The following is a 20746-nucleotide window of genomic DNA, read 5'->3' as shown; positions in this document are numbered from 1 at the left end:
TCGTACCAGCATAAGGCGTGCCAATTTGATTTTACGAACAAACACTGAAGAATATGTCTAATACTTGCACACCATCAAAAAAACGTGTCCCACAATTGAACACTTATTACTTACAAAAAACTATATTGTTTCGGCAACTAATGAAGAGCCGGGGATGATATTTGGACATGCACAAGTATTAACCAGCGATCAAAAAAACATTCATGATGAAATAAACGAGCACCGAGCTGAAACGCCGAACATGATTCAGAGAAAGGGATGGGCAAGCAGAATCAAGCGGGCTTGTACCCTTGAGCCAATAGCCAGCTTCGAACCATGCGCCCTTGTTCTGCGGTCAAGCCCGCAAGCACTCGTTCGTGGGGCTCGGAACGCAAACGTCGCACAAGTGGCGCTAGCTCGACCCCCTGCACACACCAAGCACCCATTGGCTGATCTGTGGTGACTACCACCTCTGCCTCAACGACAAAACCGTTGTGCAGCACAGGCGCCCGCACTATTTTCAACGCGCTGAAGTCTGCTTCTGCATGAGTCGCCTCGGCGTCTGGCCACTGTCGGCGCACAAACCAGAACGGTTGTTCTTGCCAGCGCTGCTCCTCAATGTAGAAATCCCGACCGATCCTGGCGAACCGCAAGAACAGCTGCTCCACCCGCTGCTGGTGAAAAAGCTGGGCCAAGACCGCTCGATCAGGTTTACGCAGCAACGTATTGATCACTGTCGGTGCCTGCAACGCCGACGATAACGATTGAAATATCCCGTTGCCCGACAACGGATCGACCGCCATCGCTGCGTCGCCCACTCGAATCCAATTATCGCCACACACCTGAGGACTTAAAATTGCGGTACTGCTACGCGCATGCAACTGCACATCAATTTGCCGATCTGGGCCAAAAAATGCTCTCGCCGCGATCGAAGCCTGACGCCTCTGATGACAATGTTCGAGTAGATGCTGTTTGCCAGGCAGGTCAGCACTGGCAACGTCCATTGTCCACTGCCAATAGCATTGACCATCAGCACGCCGAGCCATCCATACCCAACCGTCTTCCAGGCTTTCCACCGCGCTGGCCATAGCCCCCGGCCGGCCTTGCCAACGATTGAGCAGACTGAGCGTCTCCGGTCCGCGCAGGACTTTACCGAGCGATGGCGCCTGACGTCCACGCGCCTCCACCATAAAATCCACATGCATTGCATTATGGCCTTCGACATCGACGTGATGTCCGATAGCGGAAGTTTGAACACTCAACACCCGCCCCTCGATCAAATCGACGCCAGCCAGGCGCAAATCTTCCCGCAACCCTTCATCGAAGGCTTGGCGGTCCAATAAAAACTCAACGTTCTGCGCGTGCTGCTGACCGTTCCATATCACCTGCCGTTGAGACGGCAACATCGCGTCCATCAAAGCATGATGAAGTCCTGCGCCGCGCAACGCCTCCAGAACACGCACCGACACGCCCTCCAGGGCTTTGAATCGCCGCCACTCGCTGACCACCGAAACGGCATAACCTAGCCGCCGCAACCCCAGCGCCACTGCCGCTCCTGCAGGCCCAGCCCCCAAGATCAGAATTCTGCAGTCAGTCATCTAAACAAAGCCTCACTTCGCAATCGGATAAGTAGACACGGGAAAGTACTGCCTAAACACTACGCCGATCCTCATTCAGATTTCATGCATTGCCGTTTTCGATACCAACACACCATCAACCATTTCGAAATGCAGATCTGCGTGGGCCAAGGTAGACGGGCGGTGACTTATCAAGATCCGGGTTCGCCCTGCAAATAGTCGATCAATGGCTTCGATGACTTCCCGCTCAGTGGCTTCATCTACCGCAGAGGTCGCCTCATCAAGCACCAGAATCATTGGGTCCTGCAGCAGCGCTCGGGCAATGGCGATTCGTTGTTTTTGCCCGCCGGACAGCTGTTGACCGCGCTCACCTAGAGGGCTGTCGAGGCCTTCGGGCAGCGAGGCGATCAAACTCTCGAGCTTTGCGAGCTGTGCCACCGCAGTTATGGCATCCCGATTGGCGTGCGGTGCGGCATAGGCCAGGTTATCGGCGAGGCTGCCACGGAACAGGACGATATCTTGACTGACGACAGCAATCCTTTGCCGTAGCTCAAACAAGTCTAACTCGCGTAGATCAACGCCCCCCAGTAGCACCCGCCCCGTCTGCGGATCAAGATGCCGCTGCAGAAGGTCTATCAATGTTGATTTGCCGACGCCGGAACCGCCACTCAACGCAACTTTCAATCCGTAAGGAATTTGTGCCTTGATGCCGCGCAACGTACTCAAACGACCGGGATGGCTGAAATGCACATCGTCGAAACGCAACTCGCCTTGGGTGGGTATCGGTTTGGGTACAGCTTGATTAACAACAGTAGGCTCCTCACCGCGCAACTCCATGACGCGTCCGAGACTGACCGTCATCCGTTGAATTGCGACGTATAGACCGAGCAAACTCTGGACCGGCCCGACTGCCATCCCAAGGTAAGTGGAAAATGCTATCAGAGCCCCCAGTTGCCATGTTCCCTGAACTACCCAATAGCCCCCTACCAGGAAGGCGCAGGCACGCGCCAACGAAGTCAGCGTGCCGGGTACAGCCTGGGTAAAAAACTCAGTAATCTGCAGGCGCAGCAATTGATGCATGTAGCCCTGCCCCAAGGCCTCCAGGCGGCGAGATTCCCGTTGCTGCTGGCCGGCCGCCTGAATGAACTTCATGACTGGCAGCGTCTCGACCATAAACGAAGACACGTCTGCGGAACGCTCGCGTAATTGCCGTACATCGCGTTCGACCTTGCGCCGCATCCAGCGCAACCAAAGGATGTCGAGGGGAATCAGCACCAAAACCAGCAATGACAGCTTCCACGATAGAGTCAGTAACATCGTTATGGCGCAGATCAGCCCGACCACACTCGATACAGCTGAAAACAATGAGTCTACGGCGAAGCGCTGAATCTCGGCGACATCACCGTCGAGCCGTGACATTAAATCACCGATGCGTCGCTGTGCATAAAAGCTCGGAGACAAGGTCTGCAGGTGCCGATAAAGATCGTCACGTAACGAGAACAAAATCCGTCCAGACAAGCGTGTGTGCAGGTAGCGATTGATCCCCGAAAGAGCCGTACCCAATACGCCAGCAACGATCATCAGGCAGGCGATATTTACCAACGTTGGAAAGTCCCGGGCCAGCAGTCCATCGTCGATCAGCAGTTTGGTTAACCATGGCTGCAGCAACACTAGAAGTGAGGCACAAATTGACAAGCCAAGGAGCCCGATGATTGCCAGCCTATGCGGACGTACGAAGCCGTACAGCCAACGCAATGCCGCCAACAAAGACTCTGGCTGTTCGCTGTCGATCACTCTGAGAATTAAGCGCCGCATCGAACGGCTTCGCCAGTCACAGCACCAGTAATTTTTTTGATCATGGTACATAAAGCCCCGCGCGAATTTCGCATCTAGATCTGCACCGTTGCGTCCAGTGCGCATTGTGTCGAGTGCAATTTCTGCTCCAACCTAGAAACTCGACAGCGCGGCCGCCCGCTGACTTTCGCTCCTTAGCTCTGCAAAAACCTAAATCCAGGTCGCATACCAGGCGAGTCGACGGCACCCACCTCAACAAACACTGCCGTTCTGGCTGGCACGCCCCATGCTTATCGAACCGCGTCGACCGCAATCAACGCAAGCGGCCCTGTGCAGGATGACTCATCGAAGATGAAAAAAGCCCAATGGGCTGCTGTATCAAACGATCGATAGGACCGCCTAACTACGTTCTGAGAAAACACACGTGTTCAGGATCTGAACACAATTCATGATTGCTCAGCACAGCTGATTGAGTGGCGACCGTGGCGGTAGAACCTCAATACAAATTTATAGGGTGAAAATTGAAAAGAATTATAATCTCTGCATGCTTGGTTTTTTTTGCTTCCGCCGTGGCCGCTCAAGAGCCCGAAGCCGTGTTCAATCGTAGCTGCATGATGTGCCACAACGGCCAATTACCGGCCGCGCCCAAGAAAGGTGATCAATCTGCCTGGACGCCGCGCTTGGATAAAGGAATGGACACATTGGTGAAGCACGCTACAGAGGGCTTCGCAGCCATGCCCCCGCGTGGTCTCTGCATGGACTGCAGCGATGAAGATTACCGAGCTGTTATCGTCTGGATGTCCAAGTAACTAGACCTGACTTCTCAAGAAAACGCCGACTTCGATAAAGCATCCGGCGAAAAAAGGTGGAGTGAGTAACTTCACTTTTATGTATTAAGGGCGGGAGGCCGCCCTCTTTTTCCTAGCTCAGCGCAGCCACGTCCCTTCCGGGGCTCGTCGAAGATGGCTTGGCATACCAGCACTGAACAACCCAGAAGCCGAGCGGAGTGACTTAAGGCTCACATACGCTGCTCATCGATCTCTGGATTACTCCTAACCCAGGCCAACAGCTATGACTACCGGTAACGTGAAAGCTGAAAGCAAAGTCTGAATGGCGACAATGTTCGACATCAGCGGCGCATCACCTCCCAGTTGTCTGGCCATCACGTAGGACGAGGATGCAGTAGGAAGTGACTGAAATATGACTGCCACCAATGCCGCGTGCCCTCCAAATCCCAAAGCCCGGCAGGCACCGTAAGTCGCCAAAGGCATCACGAAAAACTTGAAGACAGATGAAAAAACTATTGGGCGAATCTGTAGTTTGATTGACCTCACACTCAAGGCAGCCCCTACACACAGCAACCCCAGGGGCGAGGCGGCTTGACCCAGTGATTTAACCATCGGTGCAAGGTAGTCAGGCACTGATAGCCCACTAAAGTAAGCAGCAATCCCGAGCAAGCACGAAACCAGCAGTGGATTCGTAGCGATGGACTTTGCGACGGATTTGATGGAGCTGTTTGAGTCTGCATGTTTTGCGAAAACCAAGACGCAGAGGATGTTAACGGTTGGAACTATGACGGCATTTGCAACGGCTGCCATGGCCACCCCCTTACTCCCGAAAAGCCCGGCTGCGACTGTCACTCCTATAAAATTGTTGAACCTGACTCCCCCTTGGAAGACAGATGTGAATGCCGGGCCATCCTGGGCTACTCGATTGCGAAAAACGTACAACAGCAGTGCGCTAATCCCAGTAGACTGCAACAAAACCCAAACCATTTCCTGTACAGGAACATCCTTCAAGTCAGCCGTTGCTAGGCTATAAAAGAATAGCGACGGCAACAGAATGTAATAACCGATTCTCTCAGCGCCCTGCCAGTAACTATCGGGGACGAAGCCTTTAGCTTTGAGTGCATAGCCCAAGGAGATCAGCAAAATTATCGGGAAGATGGTTGAGAGTACGAGAGCGATCATTTATGTGCTTTCGCAATAAAATCCACGATCCGTTTACAGCCCTCGATTATCACTTTTTCCTCGGTGGCAAATGAAAGGCGGAAGGCATCCCGCACGCCGAACGCCGAACCTGGCACGACGGCCACGTTGTAATCCTCAAGCAAAATGCTGGCTGCGGTATCACCATCGTTCTGAGCACCAATGAGCTTGGGGAACAGATAAAAAGCACCGTCTGGTCTGTTCACAGCCAACAGCGTCGACGACTTGAGAATTGAGAGTGCAGCATCCCTTCGTTGGCGGTAAATTTCGTTACGCACTTTCAGGCACTCTAGAGAGCCGTTCAATGCAACCGCCGCAGCAATCTGACTTAAGCTCGCGGTCTGCGTGCAGTTCTGAGACTGGATAGCGATCATATTCTTGATCAAAGCGCGTGGCCCGGCACCCCAGCCAACTCTCCATCCCGTCATAGCGTAGGCTTTAGATACCCCATCGACTGTCAAAACTCGATCCCTGAGTTGGGGGACAACAGCAATAAGTGACTGGAACGGCTGCGTCCCACCTAGGAAGTGAATGTGAGCGTAGATGTCGTCTGACATGATCATGACGTGTGGATGCTTGAGGAGTACGTCTCCCAGAGCACCAAGATCTTCAGCGCTGTAAGTGACACCGCTTGGGTTGCCTGGTGCGTTGATGATCAGCCAGCGAGTTCGCTCAGTAATGGCCGCGTTGAGCTGCTCAGGCCTTAGACGAAAACTGTCCATTAGAGAGCAGTTGATGATGATCGGCTTGCCGCCGCACGCGGCGACCATGTCAGGATAGGACGCCCAGTAGGGCGCGGGAATGATGACCTCGTCGCCCGGCTCGATTGATGCTAGAAACGCGTTAAAGATAATCTGCTTGGCGCCGCAGCCAACTGTAATTTCGTCATCGCCGTAGGCCAGGCCTCGATCACGCTCAAAGGCATTTTTAATCGCATTACGTAACTCTGCTAAACCATTAGCCGGTGAGTAACCCAAGCTACGCGCATCTAGTGCAGAGTGAGCCGCCGCGATGACATGTTCTGGAGGACTGAAATCCGGCTCGCCCAGCGTCAGATCAATGACATCGTGCCCTGCTGCTTTTCGGTCATCTGCGCGTTTGGCCATAGCCAGGATAGGGGATGGTGGAGGAAGTGCGATGCTCATGGGACGTATACCTTGCCTGGAGTTACAGACAGGGTATGGAGTGAAATGATTAAATAAAAACGGGATATTTTTAACTGACCGGTGAGAAAAACTAATCAGTTCGCAACGCCTTCGCTAGCACCCTAGTGAGGTGCTGCCTGCCGCTTTTTTGGTGTTCTAAAAGAACAATACGGCGGATGATTTGCGGATCTCCAAAAGGCAGCAGCGTGACACCTTGAAGCTTTTTCAGGTCTTCATCAGACAGTGGAACGACAGCAACTCCCAAGCCGCGAGATGCCATACGAGAGAGCGCTTCCTGGCTATCAAGCTCCATCTCCTCCGTGACTCGAATACCCATCCTGCTGAGCTCCTGCTCAATAACTCTATCCGCTGATGGCGATGCTACGCGTCCACCTGATGCAAAACTGGTTCGGCTACAGCGATCCGGCCATGGAAGAGGCACTGTACGAGACTATTATTCTGCGCCAGTTTGCTGGGCTGAGCCTGGAGCGAATTCCCGACGAAACCACCATCCTCAACTTCCGTCGCCTGCTGGAAAAGCACGAGCTGGCAGCAGGGATTCTGGGCGTGATCAATGGCTATCTGGGTGATCGGGGCCTGTCGCTGCGCCAGGGCACCATCGTCGATGCCACGCTGATTCATGCGCCGAGTTCGACCAAGAACCAGGATGGCAAGCGCGACCCGGAAATGCACCAAGCCAAGAAAGGCAATCAATGGTACTTCGGCATGAAGGCCCATATCGGCGTTGATGAAGAGTCAGGCCTGGTGCATAGCGTGTTGGGTACGGCGGCGAATGTGGCAGATGTCACGCAGGTCGATAAGCTGCTGCACGGCGACGAAAATGTGGTCTGTGCCGATGCCGGTTATACCGGAGTGGAGAAACGCCCCGAGCATGAAGGTCGCCAGGTCATTTGGCAGATTGCCGCACGGCGCAGCACCCACCAGAAGCTGGGCCAGCGCAGCATCCTGTACAAAGCCAAGCGCAAGATCGAAAAAGCCAAGGCGCAGGTCAGAGCGAAGGTCGAGCACCCGTTCCGGGTGATCAAGCGCCAGTTCGGTCATGTGAAGACGCGTTTCCGTGGTCTGGCCAAGAACACGGCACATCTGGTGACGCTGTTTGCGTTGTCGAATCTGTGGATGGCCCGCCGACATTTACTGAGCAATGCAGGAGAGGTGCGCCTGTAATGTGGGGAATAGCCGCCGCGAGGTGCTCGCAGCGGCTAAAAAGCCAGGAATGAGTGAGTGATCTGAGCGTTTGGATCGGCTCACTACTTTCAAAATCGGCGGTGACCGAAGTCAGTCAAAAACACATGGCTACTTCAGACCATCCCTAGGTCACCGTTCCAGGTTTACACCCAAAGATAGAAGTCGCTCTATCTTTTTAGTAGCCTCGCGCATCAACTGAGTTAACGATGGAAGACTACGCTCATCTTTGCGGTACTGAGGAATCGTGGCCGAAATTGACCCGCGTATTTTACCGTCTGCAAAAAATGGCACAGCCAAGCCGAATGCGCCGATTACACGCTCACCGTCACCTGTGGCCCAGCCTCTATCGTGAATGACCTTCAACTCCGCCTTGAGCACCTCACGAGAAGTAATGGTTGCCTCGGTAATTTTTTCAAGCTCGATAGAATCGACTAATTTTTGATCACAGAAAGCTAATACAGCTTTACCAGCTGCACCGGCATAAAGCGGTACTTCCACGTTGACCTGTAGCTTGTACTGAATCGGTCGCCATCCTTGAATTACGTCGAGAAACTCAGCTTTCCCAGTGGTTTCGTCAAAGGCTAGAAACGCGATTGTCTCACCGGTCTCTTGGACTAATCCTGACAAAATTGACCGGGTGAGATCAGCGAGGTTGCGATGATCGCCGCCAATCCTGGACGCCCATTGATAGAGTTTTGAACCAGGAAACAGGGTTGAGCCAGATAAACTAACAATCCCCGCCTGGACTCCAGATTGAATCAATCGTTTGGCAGTCGCCTCATTGCATAAGAGTTGATCAGTCAACCCCACAGAGTATTTCAACCCATCCGGAAATGCGCAGGCCAACAGTAAAAGCCTTTCGAGACGAGTAACGGTGGACTTCGTCTCCTCGATCAATATGTCCGGCGCGCGCTGAGTGCTGCCCAGCAGTCGAGACTTTACAGCCACTTCTATCTGCTCTGCGACTCGCTGTACATGTGCATCAATTTGCGAGGTCTTTTTTGACCCGACGCTACCAACGGAATGCACAGAAACTGAAACGACCAGCCCATTCGCAAGACTTCTTGTGGCAATCGATAACGCGCCGGGAAATTCTGCCTCTGATAACAATCCCAGGGCATCGTGAGCCCTCGAACTGCAGTCTGCATCAGCGTTACCTTGCACATTTGAAGGTGATGAATCGGCTTCGATAAATTCAGCAAACTGGCGACCGATATCCCCGAATGTCAGCGGAAAGATCACGCCCAGTTCAGGCCTGAATGTAAGCGTAGCTTTGGCTTCGCGGCAGGCAGCTATGAAATAACCGTTACTCGGACGGCAGTACACAGAGATGAGTGCAGTGCATTGTGAAGCATCAGCTAGCTCACTCAGCGATGCCCCGCTCAACCCCAGAAGCAGACTTGCATCGCCAAGCGCTTTCGTAAGAACGCTTATCCTTGGCCCTAAGCTGTATTTGCCTATCGCCGCCTCAATGGCAAAACCATTTTCAACCAACGAGACCAGAATCCGATTAACGGTACTTCGACTCTCTGAAAGCTCTGCCGCAAGCTCTCGAACCCCCCATGGCTCCCCCCCCGCTCTCCTGACAAGTGCGTCCAGTACCTCTATCAGCCTGGTATGGCTGGACGCAGGGGTAGCGGGCGTAGAAGCGGAAATAGAGCGTTCTGATTGAGCCATCATTAGTTAGATCGAGGTTTCGGGCCCCCATTCTGGGGTTAAAAGCTGCCCAACAGCAAATTGCACCTGACTGTTGACAACAATCACGAGGTTCTAGAAGCTAGACAAAAAAAAGCAGGACAGTGTCCCATTTTTTGAATGGCCAAAGTCCGATAACCTCCGAGGTGCCCATGAACAACAATAACGTGATGGCGGAGACTGCCATGCTGCCTGCCGAAGAAACGGAGCAAACGAGGAAAGCCAAGAAAGCCAAGAAAGCCACCAGGGCAGCTGTATTCGGGACGTTTGTTGAGTACTACGACTTCAGCGTTTACGGATACGTTGCTGCGACCCTGGCAATGGTTTTCTTTCCTGCGGACGATGCGACAACGGGTCTACTAAACACATTCCTTGTGTTTGGTTCCGCATTTTTGGTACGGCCTCTCGGGGCTATCGCTTTCGGCTGGCTTGGTGACAAAGTTGGTAGACGTGCAAGCTTGATAGCGAGCATCACCTTGATGGGTGCTGCAGCCACGCTAATTGGTCTACTACCCGGCTACGCGACGATTGGTGTGTGGGCTCCCATCCTTTTGGTCGCATTACGCATGCTCCAAGGGTTTTCCGCCGGTGGAGAGATCGGTGGCGCCGCGAGCTACATACGTGAATGGGCGCCAGCTTCGAGGCGAGCGCTGTACATCTCATTCCTGCCTTCCATTGCTCAATTCGGCAAAGGCCTCGCCGCAGCAATTGCTGGTCTTGCGGCAGCGACTCTCACTGATCCTGAGATGCTCGACTGGGGCTGGCGCATTCCGTTCCTGCTGGCCTTGCCTCTTGGCATCATCGGCTTGTACATGCGGCTGAGCATTGAGGACAGTCCAGAGTTCGAGTCCAAGAAAGACGATGCTGAAGTCAAGAAAAGCCAGCCGTTCAAGGAATTAATTCGCGACTATCGGATGCCTCTGACCAAGGTAATCTTGATTGCGTTGGTACAGAATGTTGGCACCTACATCGGCACCGTATTCATCGCCGCGTATTTCAGTTCGATTCTCGGGTTCTCCAAGGGACAGGCATCAACCATCGTCCTGATCGCTGTGATTTTGGCCGCATTCCTAATCCCACTCGCTGGTCAGCTGGGATCCTATAAAGGTGGAAGGGCCATCCTGCGTTACTCCTATATCGCCTACGCCGTAGTGTCGATCCCTTCGTTCATGCTGATGCAGCAAGGCTCGGTCAATCTCGCAATCGCAGGTTTGGCACTGGGCATGATTCCGTACGCGCTTTGCCAAGCCGGCACCTACTCAGTGATGCCTGAATTCTTCCCAATGCATATCCGCCACACAGGTGTCGCTTTCGGGCACAGCGTGGGAGCCGTCATTGGTGGAGGAGCTGGCCCCTTCTTGGCGACATGGCTCATTGGTGCAACCGGTAATCAATTTACGCCTGCCTTCATCTTGTGCGCCGCAGGCGTGATGGGGCTGATCGTCATTTCGACCGTTCGCAAAAATGCCCCTGCTGACTCCACCTGTCATCAATTCTCCTGAGTTCAAATCATGCCTTTAATTTATGTCACCAGCCCGATCCATGAAGACGTCCTGCAGCAGCTTTCTACCTTAGGCGAGGTACGACTCGGCTACGGCGCCAATGCAGTCACTTACCAAGAGATTCAGAATCAGGTAGACGCGGTTTTTCTCAGAGGCGGCCATTTGACCGCTGAGATGATTGCGGCTTCTCCCAGGCTGCGAATCATCGCGCGCCATGGTGCAGGTTACGACAACGTCGACTACAAAGCTGCCGCAGAACTTGGGGTATGGGTAACCAACACGCCTGGCGCAAACAGAAGAAGTGTTGTGGAGCATGTATTTGCTTTGCTGCTGGGTATTAGCCGCAAGATTCAACTGGCAACGGATCAGACCCGCAACAACATTTGGGCGGCAGATCGACTGTCTCTTACAGGTATCGAGCTTGAGGGTCGCACTCTGGGCTTGATTGGATTTGGCGACATTGGTCGGCACGTTGCGCCAGTTGCTGAAGCTTTCGGCATGAAGGTTCTGGCGACTGACCCGGCTTATGATTCGAGCTTCGATAAACGCTTGGTAGATCTCGATACCTTGTTGGCTCAGGCAGACGTGGTGAGCCTCCACGTGCCTCTGCAGACGGGCACTGAGAACCTCATTGGCGGGGCTGAAATCGAGAAGATGAAAACAGGCGCCATCCTGATCAACACCAGCCGTGGTGGAGTGATCGATGAAGCGGCGGTTGCTGACGCACTACGCAGCGGCAAGCTGGGTGGCGCAGGAGTCGACGTGCTGGCCGCAGAAAACAGCGACATGATCACCCCGTTCAGCTGCAACACCTTTCCCGTTTCAGACCTGCCCAACCTGCTCGTCACACCTCACGTTGCAGGGCAGACCAATGAATCACTGCTGCGCGTTGGCATGAGCGCAGTAGAGGCGATTTCTGCAGTTTTGCACGGCGAAGCCCCCCTACACCCAGTCAACAAACCTGTATCCAAGACGTTCAACTAATAACGCATCAAACGGATTCACGCCGAGGTCACCATGTTTATCAATGTATCTGATGAAAGCATCACAGTGAGCGAAGATTGGGAACGCGCATCCCTTAAAGAAATTAAAGAGATATCGCATTACCCGGTCGCGCTAATTGGCGATGTTTTGCAGCGCATGGGAATGATGGCTTCCGCTATCCACCATGTTGCAGGTAAAGCTTCGTTCTACGGAACGGTACTACCTATCCTCACGTGGGAAGGTGACAACCTGGCCATCCACAGGGCATTGGACGATGCCAAGCCAGGTGATGTTCTCGTGATTAATGGCAACGGTGAAACTAACCGTGCTGTTTTTGGTGATCTGCTGGGTGAGGTTTGTCTTGCCCGCGAAGTCGCAGCTGTGGTCATCGACGGCGCAGTTCGAGATGTGGAGGAGCTGAGCGTCATGGGGCTGCCGACCTATGCGCGGGCTGTGAATCCAGCCGGCCCATCCAAGTACGGCCCTGGACAGGTCGGGGCGCCTGTCGCGTGCGGCAATGTAGTGTGCAACCCGGGCGACGCAATTTTGGGGGACAAAGACGGAATCATCGTTATCAGCCGCCACTTGGTTCCATCGCTCGCCGGCAAGCTCAAGATCCAAGATGGGATCGAGAATAGTTTTAGAGAGAAAGTCAGGGCGAGCATTCGTTGAGGGTCGTCGACGTTTGCAAGGGAGGTGCTATCAAACCTCCCTTAGATGTCACTTGATCGTCCAAACATGCCCACGGGCATCGCACCTCCCCTACCGCCAACACGTAGTCAGTCAGAAAAGCCGCATGCCGGTTGGAGTTTTTATCATGATCGCCCGGTTGCTTCCGTCCAAAAATCAAAGCGTGAACTACGACGAATTTCTGAAGCAGCTCACTATAGCGGGCTTCCGGGGAGATATCGCCCACAGCTATGGCCAGCGGATGGTGCTTGCAACAGACAACTCGATTTATCAGCGTCTACCTCAAGCCGCCGTATTCCCCGTAGATGCTAAGGACGTAGAGATTCTCGCGACCTTGGCGGCTGATCCCGAGCATCGAGCTGTTGTCTTGACACCACGAGGTGGCGGAACGGGAACCAATGGCCAGTCGCTGACCGACGGCATCGTCGTCGACCTGTCACGTCACTTGAACAGCATTCTTGAAATCAATGCTGAAGAGCGCTGGGTGCGCGTTCAGAGTGGCGTGGTAAAGGATCAGTTAAATGCTGCGCTTAAACCCTACGGACTGTTCTTCGCGCCGGAATTGTCCACTTCCAACCGGGCAACGATTGGCGGCATGATCAACACTGACGCCAGTGGACAGGGAAGTTGCACCTACGGCAAAACCCGTGACCACGTGCTGGAGCTTTCTACGGTGTTGCTTGGCGGTGAATTACTCCACAGCGGCGTGGTGGGTCAAAGCGCTCTGGTGCAAGAAACTGCGCGTCAGGATCGGATCGGTGAGGTTTATCGATGCGCTGTAGGCATTGCAGATAACCAGGCCGATCTGATCGAACGTACCTTTCCGAAATTGAACCGTTGCCTCACCGGCTATGACCTGGCGCATCTTCGCGAGCAGGGTGGCCGGTTCAACCTCAACAGTGTGCTGTGCGGCTCCGAAGGATCGCTGGGTTTCATTGTTGAAGCCAAACTCAACGTCTTGCCGATCCCGAAGTATTCGATCCTGGTCAACGTCCGTTATGCAGGCTTCATGGACGCGTTGCGTGATGCAAAGGCGTTGATGCTGCTTAGACCATTATCGATTGAGACCGTGGACTCAAAAGTCCTGATGCTGGCGATGAAGGACATTGTCTGGCACGGCGTCGCCGAATACTTCCCAGAAGATCCAAGCACACCGACCTTGGGCATCAACCTCATTGAGTTCAGTGGCGACGACGAAGTCGCCGTCCAGCAAAGCGTTCATGATTTCGTCTTGCACCTGCAGCGCGATACGTCCGTGGTGCGGCTGGGCCACACGCTCGCCATTGGCGCCGATGCACTCAAGCGCGTCTATGCGATGCGTAAACGCGCGGTTGGGTTGTTGGGCAACGTCAAGGGTGAAGCCAGGCCGCAGCCCTTCGTTGAGGACACCGCTGTACCGCCGGAAAATCTTGCTGACTTCATTCAAGAGTTCCGCGCTCTGCTGGACAGCTATGAATTGCAGTACGGCATGTTCGGCCATGTCGACGCTGGTGTACTCCATGTACGACCGATTCTCGACATGAAAGACCCCGTCCAGGCAGCCCTGATCCGTCCCATTTCCGACGCGGTTGCAGCCTTAACTCAAAAGCACGGCGGCTTGCTGTGGGGCGAGCACGGGAAGGGATTGCGATCCCAATATGTGCCCGATTACTTTGGCGAACTTTACCCGGCCCTGCAGGAGTTGAAAGCGGCGTTCGACCCTTGGAATCAGCTCAACCCCGGTAAAATCGCAACACCGAAAACACGGCCTGACACCCGGCTGACACGCGTTGACGAAGTAACGTTACGCGGTGAGCTCGACCGCACCATTGATGAAAGGATTTGGCGCAGCTACGACACCGCATTGCACTGCAACGGGAACGGCGCGTGCTATAACTTCGATCCTGACGACGCCATGTGTCCGTCCTGGAAGGGCACGCGCAATCGGGTGCATTCACCTAAAGGACGTGCCTCGCTGATTCGCGAATGGCTGAGGCTGCAGGGCCAGCACGGTATTGATGCAGTGGCTGCCGGTAATCAAATACGATCAACCAGCAATGTCGCAGGCATCGCAAGACGAGCCGTGAACACAGTCGCCCAAAAGATGGGCCAGCAAGACTTTTCCCACGAAGTCTACGAGGCAATGGCTGGCTGCCTGGCGTGTAAATCCTGCGCAGGGCAATGCCCAGTCAAGGTCAACGTGCCCGAGTTCCGCTCACAGTTTCTAGAGCTGTATCACAGCCGCTATCTGCGCCCGCTGAAGGACTACCTGATCGGCTCGCTGGAATACACGATTCCCTACATCGCACGCTTCCCGCGTCTGTACAACTTCGTCATGGGTGCTAGCCCCGTCCGGCTCATCCTTGAGCATGTGGCCGGAATGGTCGATAGCCCTTTGCTCAGCATGACGGACTTTGACGCTGTATGCCGTCGATGGGGTGTTGAAATCGCCACCCCTGAACTTCTATTGACACTGGAGAATGAACAGCGCGCTCGCAGCGTAATCCTCGTCCAGGATGCTTTTACCCGTTACTTCGAAACCCCTGTGCTATCGGATTGGATCGAACTGGTCTCAAGGCTTGGCTACCAGGTTTACATTGCCCCCTTCGCGCCCAATGGGAAACCTCTTCAGGTGCAAGGTTTTATAAAAGCGTTTGAAAAAGCAGCTCATTACAACAGCGAAGCTCTTGGTCAGCTTCAGCGCTACGAAATACCGCTTGTAGGACTCGATCCCGCGATGACGCTTGTGTATCGCCAGGAATATTCGAAGACACTGGGCGGCGATAAAGCACCCACCGTATTACTACCTCAGGAGTGGCTCGCCGGTGCGCTTCCACAGGCTCAAATTGTCAAAGACGCCGCCCCGTATTACTTCCTTCCCCACTGTACTGAAAAGACAAATGAGCCGAGCAGTATCGGCCTTTGGCAGCAAGTCTATGAGCGAATGGGGCTGCAACTGAACGTTCAAGCCAGCGGATGCTGCGGCATGTCTGGCACGTATGGACACGAGACGCAGAACGCGAAGATGTCTGACATTATCTACGGTCAGTCTTGGAGCCCGCTGGTAGAAAAATTCAACCGTTCGGGGCGCCTGTTGGCGGATGGGTATTCTTGCCGTAGCCAAGTTAAACGCAAGGATGGTGTGACGATTTTGCACCCGCTGCAGGCTCTTCTCGCTGTCGTGCGGGAGAAAAATCACTAAGTTAACGCTATCTCATGTCATTCGCATGAGGCAGTTCAACCGCATCTCTCGTATGGAATGCAAAGGCCCTCGAAGGGCCCTCTTGTACTCAAACCAAACTCATTTGGTCAGCCAGGACTCGACAGTTGCGGAGCCGTGTTCTGCTTTCCACTCTTTCAGCATCTTATGATTGCCGCCCTTGGTTTCGACGACTTCATCGGTGTGAGGTTTTTTATAGACCTTCACTTGGCGTGGTTTACGGCTGCCAGACTTAGACTCTAGTGCTGGAGCGCGACGGCCTGCTTGTGGATCCTGCAGGTTAATCACGTCTTTCAAGCTGTAGCCGTACTTGGCAAGCAATGCACGAAGCTTCGTTTCGAATTCGATTTCTTGCTTCAGACCGGCATCACCCTTTAAAGCTTCGAGGGCCTGGAGTTGCTCGGCTAGATGTTTTTCGAGTTGACGGAATTCTGCGAGCTTAGACATGGCACTGCATAACAATGATAATCTGCAGTTGCGGATGCAGGTGCGCTTCCGGCTCTTCAATCAACAGCAGCTTATGCAGTGTTCGCTCCGGGCCCTCACCATCTTCGACGATCGATTCGGCGAGGATGGAGGCGATATAGAGCAGATTGTTGTAGCCCAGACTGTTCTCATCCAGCGAGCGGAACTGCGACAGTTCGGCTGGTGATCCATTGGGAAAATACAGCAAACGTAAACCTTCGACGATCCTGGTGAAGTTGGACTCTGAAAACTGGATCGTCGTGTTTTGCGACAGCCTTTCTCCGAGGGCTGCACGCAGGCTACTGGAAATCAGGGCATTCGCCCGTTGTGAATTGAAGTCGGCGACCTTCACTTCAAGCGGATGCAACGTTCCGCTCTTGGCGCACGCCTGTAATTGGTCCTTGCACAACGCCTTCATCAGCCCGGTGAGCCTTGACTGTCGTCCCTCCCGCAACTTCTGCTCCGCATCGCGCAGCGGGGCAGATAGATGCAATGAATCAGGTCCAACGTCTGTTGATTAAATATCCCCGTCCTGATGGCTCCGCCCCCGAGCTCCTGGCTGTAACGGCCGCGCATTTCGCGGTTAAGCACAGTTAAATTGAGCACTGCTTCGTCCTGCTCGCCACGCCAAGAGTCGACCGCTATTTTCTCGCAGACACTGAGGTCGCCGAAAATCGCCTGGATGGCGAAACTGGAGGCAGGCACGGCGTCCAGCTCGAATGACTTGTGGAAATCGCGTTCATTGACCGAACGTTTTCCCGACTCCGAATCCTGAAAAAGCTGGCGCAAAGCATTGATCACACCTGTTTTGCCCGCGCCGTTCTCCCCAACCAACACGTTCAGCCCTGCATGAAACTCAATCGTGAAACGCCTACCGAAACTCTTGAAGCACTCGATCTCTAGCTGTCTCAGATACACTAAATTTCATCCCTTAAATTTAACGCTCGGCACGTGCGCTGGCTTGCGCGCGCCTGGTGATACTGACCAATGTCGTTAAATACCCTGGAGATGTACATAGGCCATTAGCGGCAAAGTTGTGACTGGTGCAGGAACAATCCCAGCACTGGCGTACCGGACGCCGCATCTCCTGCACCGTCCGTGTCAGTTGTCGGTGAGTTTGTCGATAGTGATCCAGCGTATGGTCTTCCCCGACATTTTCAGTCGAGCTGACGTCAGGAGGACTGGTCATTCAATCCAGAGCGTGAACAACCGCTCTTGGAGCGCCACCGATCGTGATTTTTCTTGGAGAGAATGACTGGGGTATAGCCAATCCTCATACGCCCGCACCGGATACAGACACTTAGCGCCGTGACACTGACAGCTCATCCAGCAGTGCCTCACCAGCGCATGTTGCAGGGTTATTCAACCACCTACACCGCTAACGGCGCAGGTCTCCAAAGGGCGCGGTGGTATCGATGTAACGCATGGCCGACTTCACATCCCGCCAACCGACATAGTCCATCAGTTGCTTGGTGCTCCAGTTGTCATTGTTCGCCCAGGTCGCAAATCCTCGGCGCAATGAATGCCCGGTATAGGCCGCACCATCCAGACCGCTGCAAGCAAACGCCTCGCGCAGCACATAGGTCACGCCATCGGGCTTGAGGCCTTGCGGACTGATTTGCCCCCACTGGTTGATGGGACGAAATACCGGCCCATCCTGCAGTTCGCTGATCGACAGCCAGTCCTCGTAGGCCTGCACCGGACACAATCGCCTCAATGCCGGCAACACGACCACCTGCCCTCGATTTTCTCGATCAGTTTTGCTGCTGCTCAGGAACACCTCCAGCTGTTTTCCGCTGCATAACGTATTGTGCTCCACCCGCAGTCGACACAGTTCATCGGCGCGAAATGCCCGCCAAAAACCCATCAAAATCAACGCCTGATCACGGTAGGCACGCAGCCGTGCCACTGGGTTTTCATTGGCGAACCGTTCCTGCAGGCCGGCAACGCAGCGCTCCAGCTCGATCAACGGCAGAGGCTCGGCCTGTTTGACCAGGCGTGGGTGTTGCGCGCGAATGTTGCGCAGCACCTGGCGCACCTTGACGTTTTTGGTGGGATCGTCAAAGCCGTGGCGTTGATGCCACTCCGCGAGCGCGGCCAAGTGTAGGCCCAACGTGCTGCTGGACAACGTTTCGGCATGTTCCACCAGATACCGCACCACCATGTCGCCGGACGCTGGCAAGCAAGCGCCCCAACTCTGCTCGAAATAGCTCAGCACCCCCTGATACCGACGTTGGGTGCTGTCGCGCTGCACGGGCCGTAAATAACGATCCGCCGGGTCAGTCATGAAAGTTCCTCCTCGCGTACCGCGAAAAAGCCCCATTTTCAAAAAATCCTGCATAACTCCGGAGAAATCGGCATTCTCCAGAGTTATTTCGTCGCCCCGCCCGCTGCGATACGGGCTTTTGTACACCTGTACTTCCATACTGCGTAAAACACCACGAAATCGTCGGAGACCTAGCCATGGCGCGCGGCGGCATCAATAAGGCGGTGGTCAAGATTGCACGCAACGCCCTGCTCGCCCGCGGCCTGCACCCCAGCATCGACGCTGTGCGCGTGGAGCTGGGCAATACCGGTTCGAAGACCACCATCCAGCGCTACCTCAAGGAGCTCGGGGAAGCCGAGGCGCCAGCGCCGGAGATGCCGCTGGATGAAGAGCTCAGTCGCTATATCGCCAGTGTAGGCGCGCGCATCCAACAGCGAGCCGAAGAGGCGCTGGCGACCGATCGAGCGGCCTTCGACCGTCAGCAACTGGCGGCCCGGCAACAACGGGAGGTGGAAGCGGCGCATTTGGAGCATTTGCAACAGACTCACGCCGCCCTGGTTCAAGCCCGACAGGCAGGCCTGGTCCACGAACAGGCCCTGAGTGGCCAGTTACAGGCGTGTGAGCTGGAACGTCAGCGCTTGCAGGAGGCCCATGAACAGCAACTGCGCCTGCTGGAGGATCGGGCAGGACAGATCCTCTCTTTGGAGGGCAAACACCGTCTTACTCAGGACGCCCTGGACCACTATCGGGAACAGCACTTGTTGCAGCGCGAACAGGAAATCCAACGCCACGATCAGCAACTCCAGCAGTTGCAGCGTGAAGCACGGATAAACCGCGACCAGTTGCTCAGCAAACAGGAAGAATTAAGCCAGCTGTATCGTGACCTGGAGCGAATGAGTGGCGAGCAGTCGCGCCAGCATCAGGAGATGCGCCGCCTGGAACAGGCCCTGCAAACAGCTCAGGAGCAGGTGCAGGCCGCCGAGTTCGAACATCAGAGCGATCTGCGACAATTGCAGACCATTGCCCACCAGCTCACGGTCTTGCGCGAGAAGACCAAGCAGCAGTTGCTCAAACAGCGACAGGCCCAACGTGAGCTGCGGGCCCGAACTCTCCACATTAACCAGCTGCAGACGCTGGTGGAGCACCTGGCTAGATCAGCGCCGACCGACCTCGATTGAGGTTTTTTGTACCCCAGCTCCTTCCGTTCGCCATTTCGGCTTCCGCTGAACTGCCCCAAGGTATCGGCAGCCAAATACCCTGTGCTCCATAGACAGCCCCAGTTTGGCTGCCTTATCAAGCAGCCCGCTTCTCGCGACGCTTACCGTCCGTTTGTATGTCTTCAAGGTTAATTTGCAGGGTCGGAGACAAGTAGCGCATTTCCTTGGAGGTCAACACCCGCCGGTTCCAGTCGGCATCCCAGTACAAGCCATAGCCATAGTTCACCGCCTCAAAGCCTTCCGAATCCTTACAGAAAAAACCCAGTTCGAGCTCCCCTTGAATGCCAGCTATTTTCATCAACTGGCGCGGCAACACACGGAAACCGCGAAGCTGTATGTCAAAAGCCTCGGCACTGACCGGCCACCCGATCGATGGCAGGTGCCCCTCACGGAAATGATAATCCAGCAACGGATACAGCCATTTTTGGGCGCCGCTGAATTCGGGCTGCACACAGATCAGGAGGAGATAGACGAAGAACCGCTCGCGCATAAACTCGCGCGCCCAGCGGTATTTCTCGACAGCACCCGCCAGAATCACTAACCAAAATCCCAGATCTTGCCAATAGGCAGCCGTGATGCGCCGCTGTAGCCGCCGGCGCTGTAGTCCATGCAGCGACTTGCCATGCAGTTTGAGCTGGGTCACCAATGTCCGGCCATAATCGCTCGACACTTCCAGCAGTCGCAGAATCTCCCAGAGTGGGTTGTCCAACACCTGCTTCAGCATTGGAAACTCTGCGATCAAGGCAGTCTGCAGCTTAGGTTCCGGCATAACGCCTTGAAGGTATCTCTTCCATTTATTTGTGAACCCACCCCCAGGTCGAACGAGGCCCGCCCTCACTTCGAAGGCTTCACCCCAGCGCTCCAGCGCGCTTGGATTTCTGCGGCATTTAGCCAGCAGAATGAGGTGATTAATAAAAACAATCGCCTTCAACTGTTCGACAAGCCGCCATAGACGCTGTTCGGGGCTGACCATTTAAACCGTCCACCCACGTTCGTTTTATCGAACACAGTAGTTTAGTGCGTTCTACCCATAAAGAAA

Annotated in this window: 14 protein-coding genes and 3 pseudogenes; 7 read left to right on the top strand and 10 right to left on the bottom strand. The window is 54.6% G+C overall.

Features of this window, described 5'->3' with window-relative positions; translation table 11 throughout:
• Positions 1–272: 272 nt before the first annotated feature.
• Together ACIO0C_RS18515 and ACIO0C_RS18510 are read right to left on the bottom strand one after the other, a co-directional pair.
• Positions 273–1577 (bottom strand): tryptophan 7-halogenase, encoded by a 1305-nt coding sequence (locus ACIO0C_RS18515; protein WP_401314364.1) that lies wholly within the window; start codon positions 1575–1577, stop codon positions 273–275.
• Between the two features lie 75 nt (positions 1578–1652).
• A complete protein-coding gene (locus ACIO0C_RS18510) occupies positions 1653–3371 on the bottom strand; it encodes an ABC transporter ATP-binding protein (RefSeq protein WP_401314362.1) in 1719 nt (572 codons plus the stop codon).
• A 500-nt stretch (positions 3372–3871) separates the two neighbouring features.
• On the opposite strand from ACIO0C_RS18510, the gene ACIO0C_RS18505 reads away from it, so the two are divergent.
• Positions 3872–4159, top strand: a complete 288-nt coding sequence (locus ACIO0C_RS18505) for a c-type cytochrome (protein ID WP_401314360.1) — start codon at positions 3872–3874, stop codon at positions 4157–4159.
• 243 nt (positions 4160–4402) lie between these two features.
• Here the strand turns inward: ACIO0C_RS18505 and ACIO0C_RS18500 are convergent, their stop codons facing one another.
• From ACIO0C_RS18500 to ACIO0C_RS18490, 3 genes and pseudogenes are all read right to left on the bottom strand, one after another.
• Positions 4403–5320, bottom strand: coding sequence for an AEC family transporter (locus tag ACIO0C_RS18500; protein ID WP_401314359.1), 918 nt, complete (start codon positions 5318–5320; stop codon positions 4403–4405).
• A complete protein-coding gene (locus ACIO0C_RS18495) occupies positions 5317–6483 on the bottom strand; it encodes a pyridoxal phosphate-dependent aminotransferase (protein WP_401314357.1) in 1167 nt (388 codons plus the stop codon). Before ACIO0C_RS18495 ends, ACIO0C_RS18500 begins: the two co-directional genes overlap by 4 nt.
• A 91-nt stretch (positions 6484–6574) precedes the next feature.
• Positions 6575–6853 (bottom strand): annotated as a pseudogene (locus ACIO0C_RS18490) (LysR substrate-binding domain-containing protein); the annotation flags it as partial.
• On the opposite strand from ACIO0C_RS18490, the pseudogene ACIO0C_RS18485 reads away from it, so the two are divergent.
• Positions 6847–7668: pseudogene (locus ACIO0C_RS18485) on the top strand (IS5 family transposase); the annotation flags it as partial. The pseudogenes ACIO0C_RS18490 and ACIO0C_RS18485 overlap by 7 nt on opposite strands.
• A 150-nt stretch (positions 7669–7818) precedes the next feature.
• Here the strand turns inward: ACIO0C_RS18485 and ACIO0C_RS18480 are convergent.
• On the bottom strand, positions 7819–9366 hold the full coding sequence (locus tag ACIO0C_RS18480; RefSeq protein WP_401314421.1) for an IclR family transcriptional regulator C-terminal domain-containing protein: 1548 nt from the start codon (positions 9364–9366) through the stop codon (positions 7819–7821).
• A 170-nt stretch (positions 9367–9536) separates the two neighbouring features.
• On the opposite strand from ACIO0C_RS18480, the gene ACIO0C_RS18475 reads away from it, so the two are divergent.
• The 4 genes from ACIO0C_RS18475 (at position 9537) to ACIO0C_RS18460 (ending at position 15741) form a co-directional block, all read left to right on the top strand.
• On the top strand, positions 9537–10886 hold the full coding sequence (locus ACIO0C_RS18475) for an MFS transporter (RefSeq protein WP_401314355.1): 1350 nt from the start codon (positions 9537–9539) through the stop codon (positions 10884–10886).
• A 9-nt stretch (positions 10887–10895) separates the two neighbouring features.
• A complete protein-coding gene (locus tag ACIO0C_RS18470) occupies positions 10896–11870 on the top strand; it encodes a hydroxyacid dehydrogenase (RefSeq protein WP_401314354.1) in 975 nt (324 codons plus the stop codon).
• A 33-nt stretch (positions 11871–11903) separates the two neighbouring features.
• Entirely contained in the window at positions 11904–12542 is a 639-nt protein-coding gene (locus ACIO0C_RS18465) for an RraA family protein (RefSeq protein ID WP_401314353.1), read from the top strand.
• Positions 12543–12687: 145 nt separating this feature from the next.
• The gene (locus tag ACIO0C_RS18460; protein ID WP_401314419.1) at positions 12688–15741 is read left to right on the top strand and encodes an FAD-binding and (Fe-S)-binding domain-containing protein; all 3054 of its coding nucleotides are present in this window, start codon (positions 12688–12690) and stop codon (positions 15739–15741) included.
• 99 nt (positions 15742–15840) lie between these two features.
• Here ACIO0C_RS18460 and ACIO0C_RS18455 read toward each other — a convergent pair whose 3' ends face one another.
• The 3 genes and pseudogenes from ACIO0C_RS18455 to ACIO0C_RS18445 form a co-directional block, all read right to left on the bottom strand.
• Positions 15841–16206: a histone-like nucleoid-structuring protein, MvaT/MvaU family gene (locus ACIO0C_RS18455; protein WP_401314351.1), complete on the bottom strand. Its 366-nt coding sequence runs from the start codon at positions 16204–16206 to the stop codon at positions 15841–15843.
• Positions 16207–16225: 19 nt separating this feature from the next.
• A pseudogene (locus ACIO0C_RS18450) lies at positions 16226–17142 on the bottom strand (ATP-dependent nuclease); the annotation flags it as partial.
• A gap of 460 nt (positions 17143–17602) precedes the next feature.
• Positions 17603–18511 (bottom strand): site-specific integrase, encoded by a 909-nt coding sequence (locus tag ACIO0C_RS18445; protein ID WP_401314349.1) that lies wholly within the window; start codon positions 18509–18511, stop codon positions 17603–17605.
• Positions 18512–18687: 176 nt separating this feature from the next.
• On the opposite strand from ACIO0C_RS18445, the gene ACIO0C_RS18440 reads away from it, so the two are divergent.
• The gene (locus tag ACIO0C_RS18440; protein WP_401314348.1) at positions 18688–19668 is read left to right on the top strand and encodes a DNA-binding protein; all 981 of its coding nucleotides are present in this window, start codon (positions 18688–18690) and stop codon (positions 19666–19668) included.
• Between the two features lie 115 nt (positions 19669–19783).
• Here ACIO0C_RS18440 and ACIO0C_RS18435 read toward each other — a convergent pair whose 3' ends face one another.
• Complete coding sequence (locus tag ACIO0C_RS18435; protein ID WP_401314346.1) at positions 19784–20680, bottom strand: hypothetical protein; 897 nt, start codon at positions 20678–20680, stop codon at positions 19784–19786.
• Positions 20681–20746 lie beyond the last annotated feature (66 nt).

The organism is Pseudomonas sp. NPDC087336, from assembly GCF_044744285.1.
GTDB lineage: Bacteria > Pseudomonadota > Gammaproteobacteria > Pseudomonadales > Pseudomonadaceae > Aquipseudomonas.
This window is presented reverse-complemented; position numbering and strand designations above follow the sequence as displayed.

Coding starts and splice junctions, on each gene's coding strand:
- ACIO0C_RS18515 (WP_401314364.1), bottom strand. CDS start 1,577: ATGACTGACTGCAGAATTCTGATCTTGGGGGCTGGGCCTGCAGGAGCG.
- ACIO0C_RS18510 (WP_401314362.1), bottom strand. CDS start 3,371: ATGCGGCGCTTAATTCTCAGAGTGATCGACAGCGAACAGCCAGAGTCT.
- ACIO0C_RS18500 (WP_401314359.1), bottom strand. CDS start 5,320: ATGATCGCTCTCGTACTCTCAACCATCTTCCCGATAATTTTGCTGATC.
- ACIO0C_RS18495 (WP_401314357.1), bottom strand. CDS start 6,483: ATGAGCATCGCACTTCCTCCACCATCCCCTATCCTGGCTATGGCCAAA.
- ACIO0C_RS18480 (WP_401314421.1), bottom strand. CDS start 9,366: ATGGCTCAATCAGAACGCTCTATTTCCGCTTCTACGCCCGCTACCCCT.
- ACIO0C_RS18475 (WP_401314355.1), top strand. CDS start 9,537: ATGAACAACAATAACGTGATGGCGGAGACTGCCATGCTGCCTGCCGAA.
- ACIO0C_RS18470 (WP_401314354.1), top strand. CDS start 10,896: ATGCCTTTAATTTATGTCACCAGCCCGATCCATGAAGACGTCCTGCAG.
- ACIO0C_RS18465 (WP_401314353.1), top strand. CDS start 11,904: ATGTTTATCAATGTATCTGATGAAAGCATCACAGTGAGCGAAGATTGG.
- ACIO0C_RS18460 (WP_401314419.1), top strand. CDS start 12,688: ATGATCGCCCGGTTGCTTCCGTCCAAAAATCAAAGCGTGAACTACGAC.
- ACIO0C_RS18455 (WP_401314351.1), bottom strand. CDS start 16,206: ATGTCTAAGCTCGCAGAATTCCGTCAACTCGAAAAACATCTAGCCGAG.
- ACIO0C_RS18445 (WP_401314349.1), bottom strand. CDS start 18,511: ATGACTGACCCGGCGGATCGTTATTTACGGCCCGTGCAGCGCGACAGC.
- ACIO0C_RS18440 (WP_401314348.1), top strand. CDS start 18,688: ATGGCGCGCGGCGGCATCAATAAGGCGGTGGTCAAGATTGCACGCAAC.
- ACIO0C_RS18435 (WP_401314346.1), bottom strand. CDS start 20,680: ATGGTCAGCCCCGAACAGCGTCTATGGCGGCTTGTCGAACAGTTGAAG.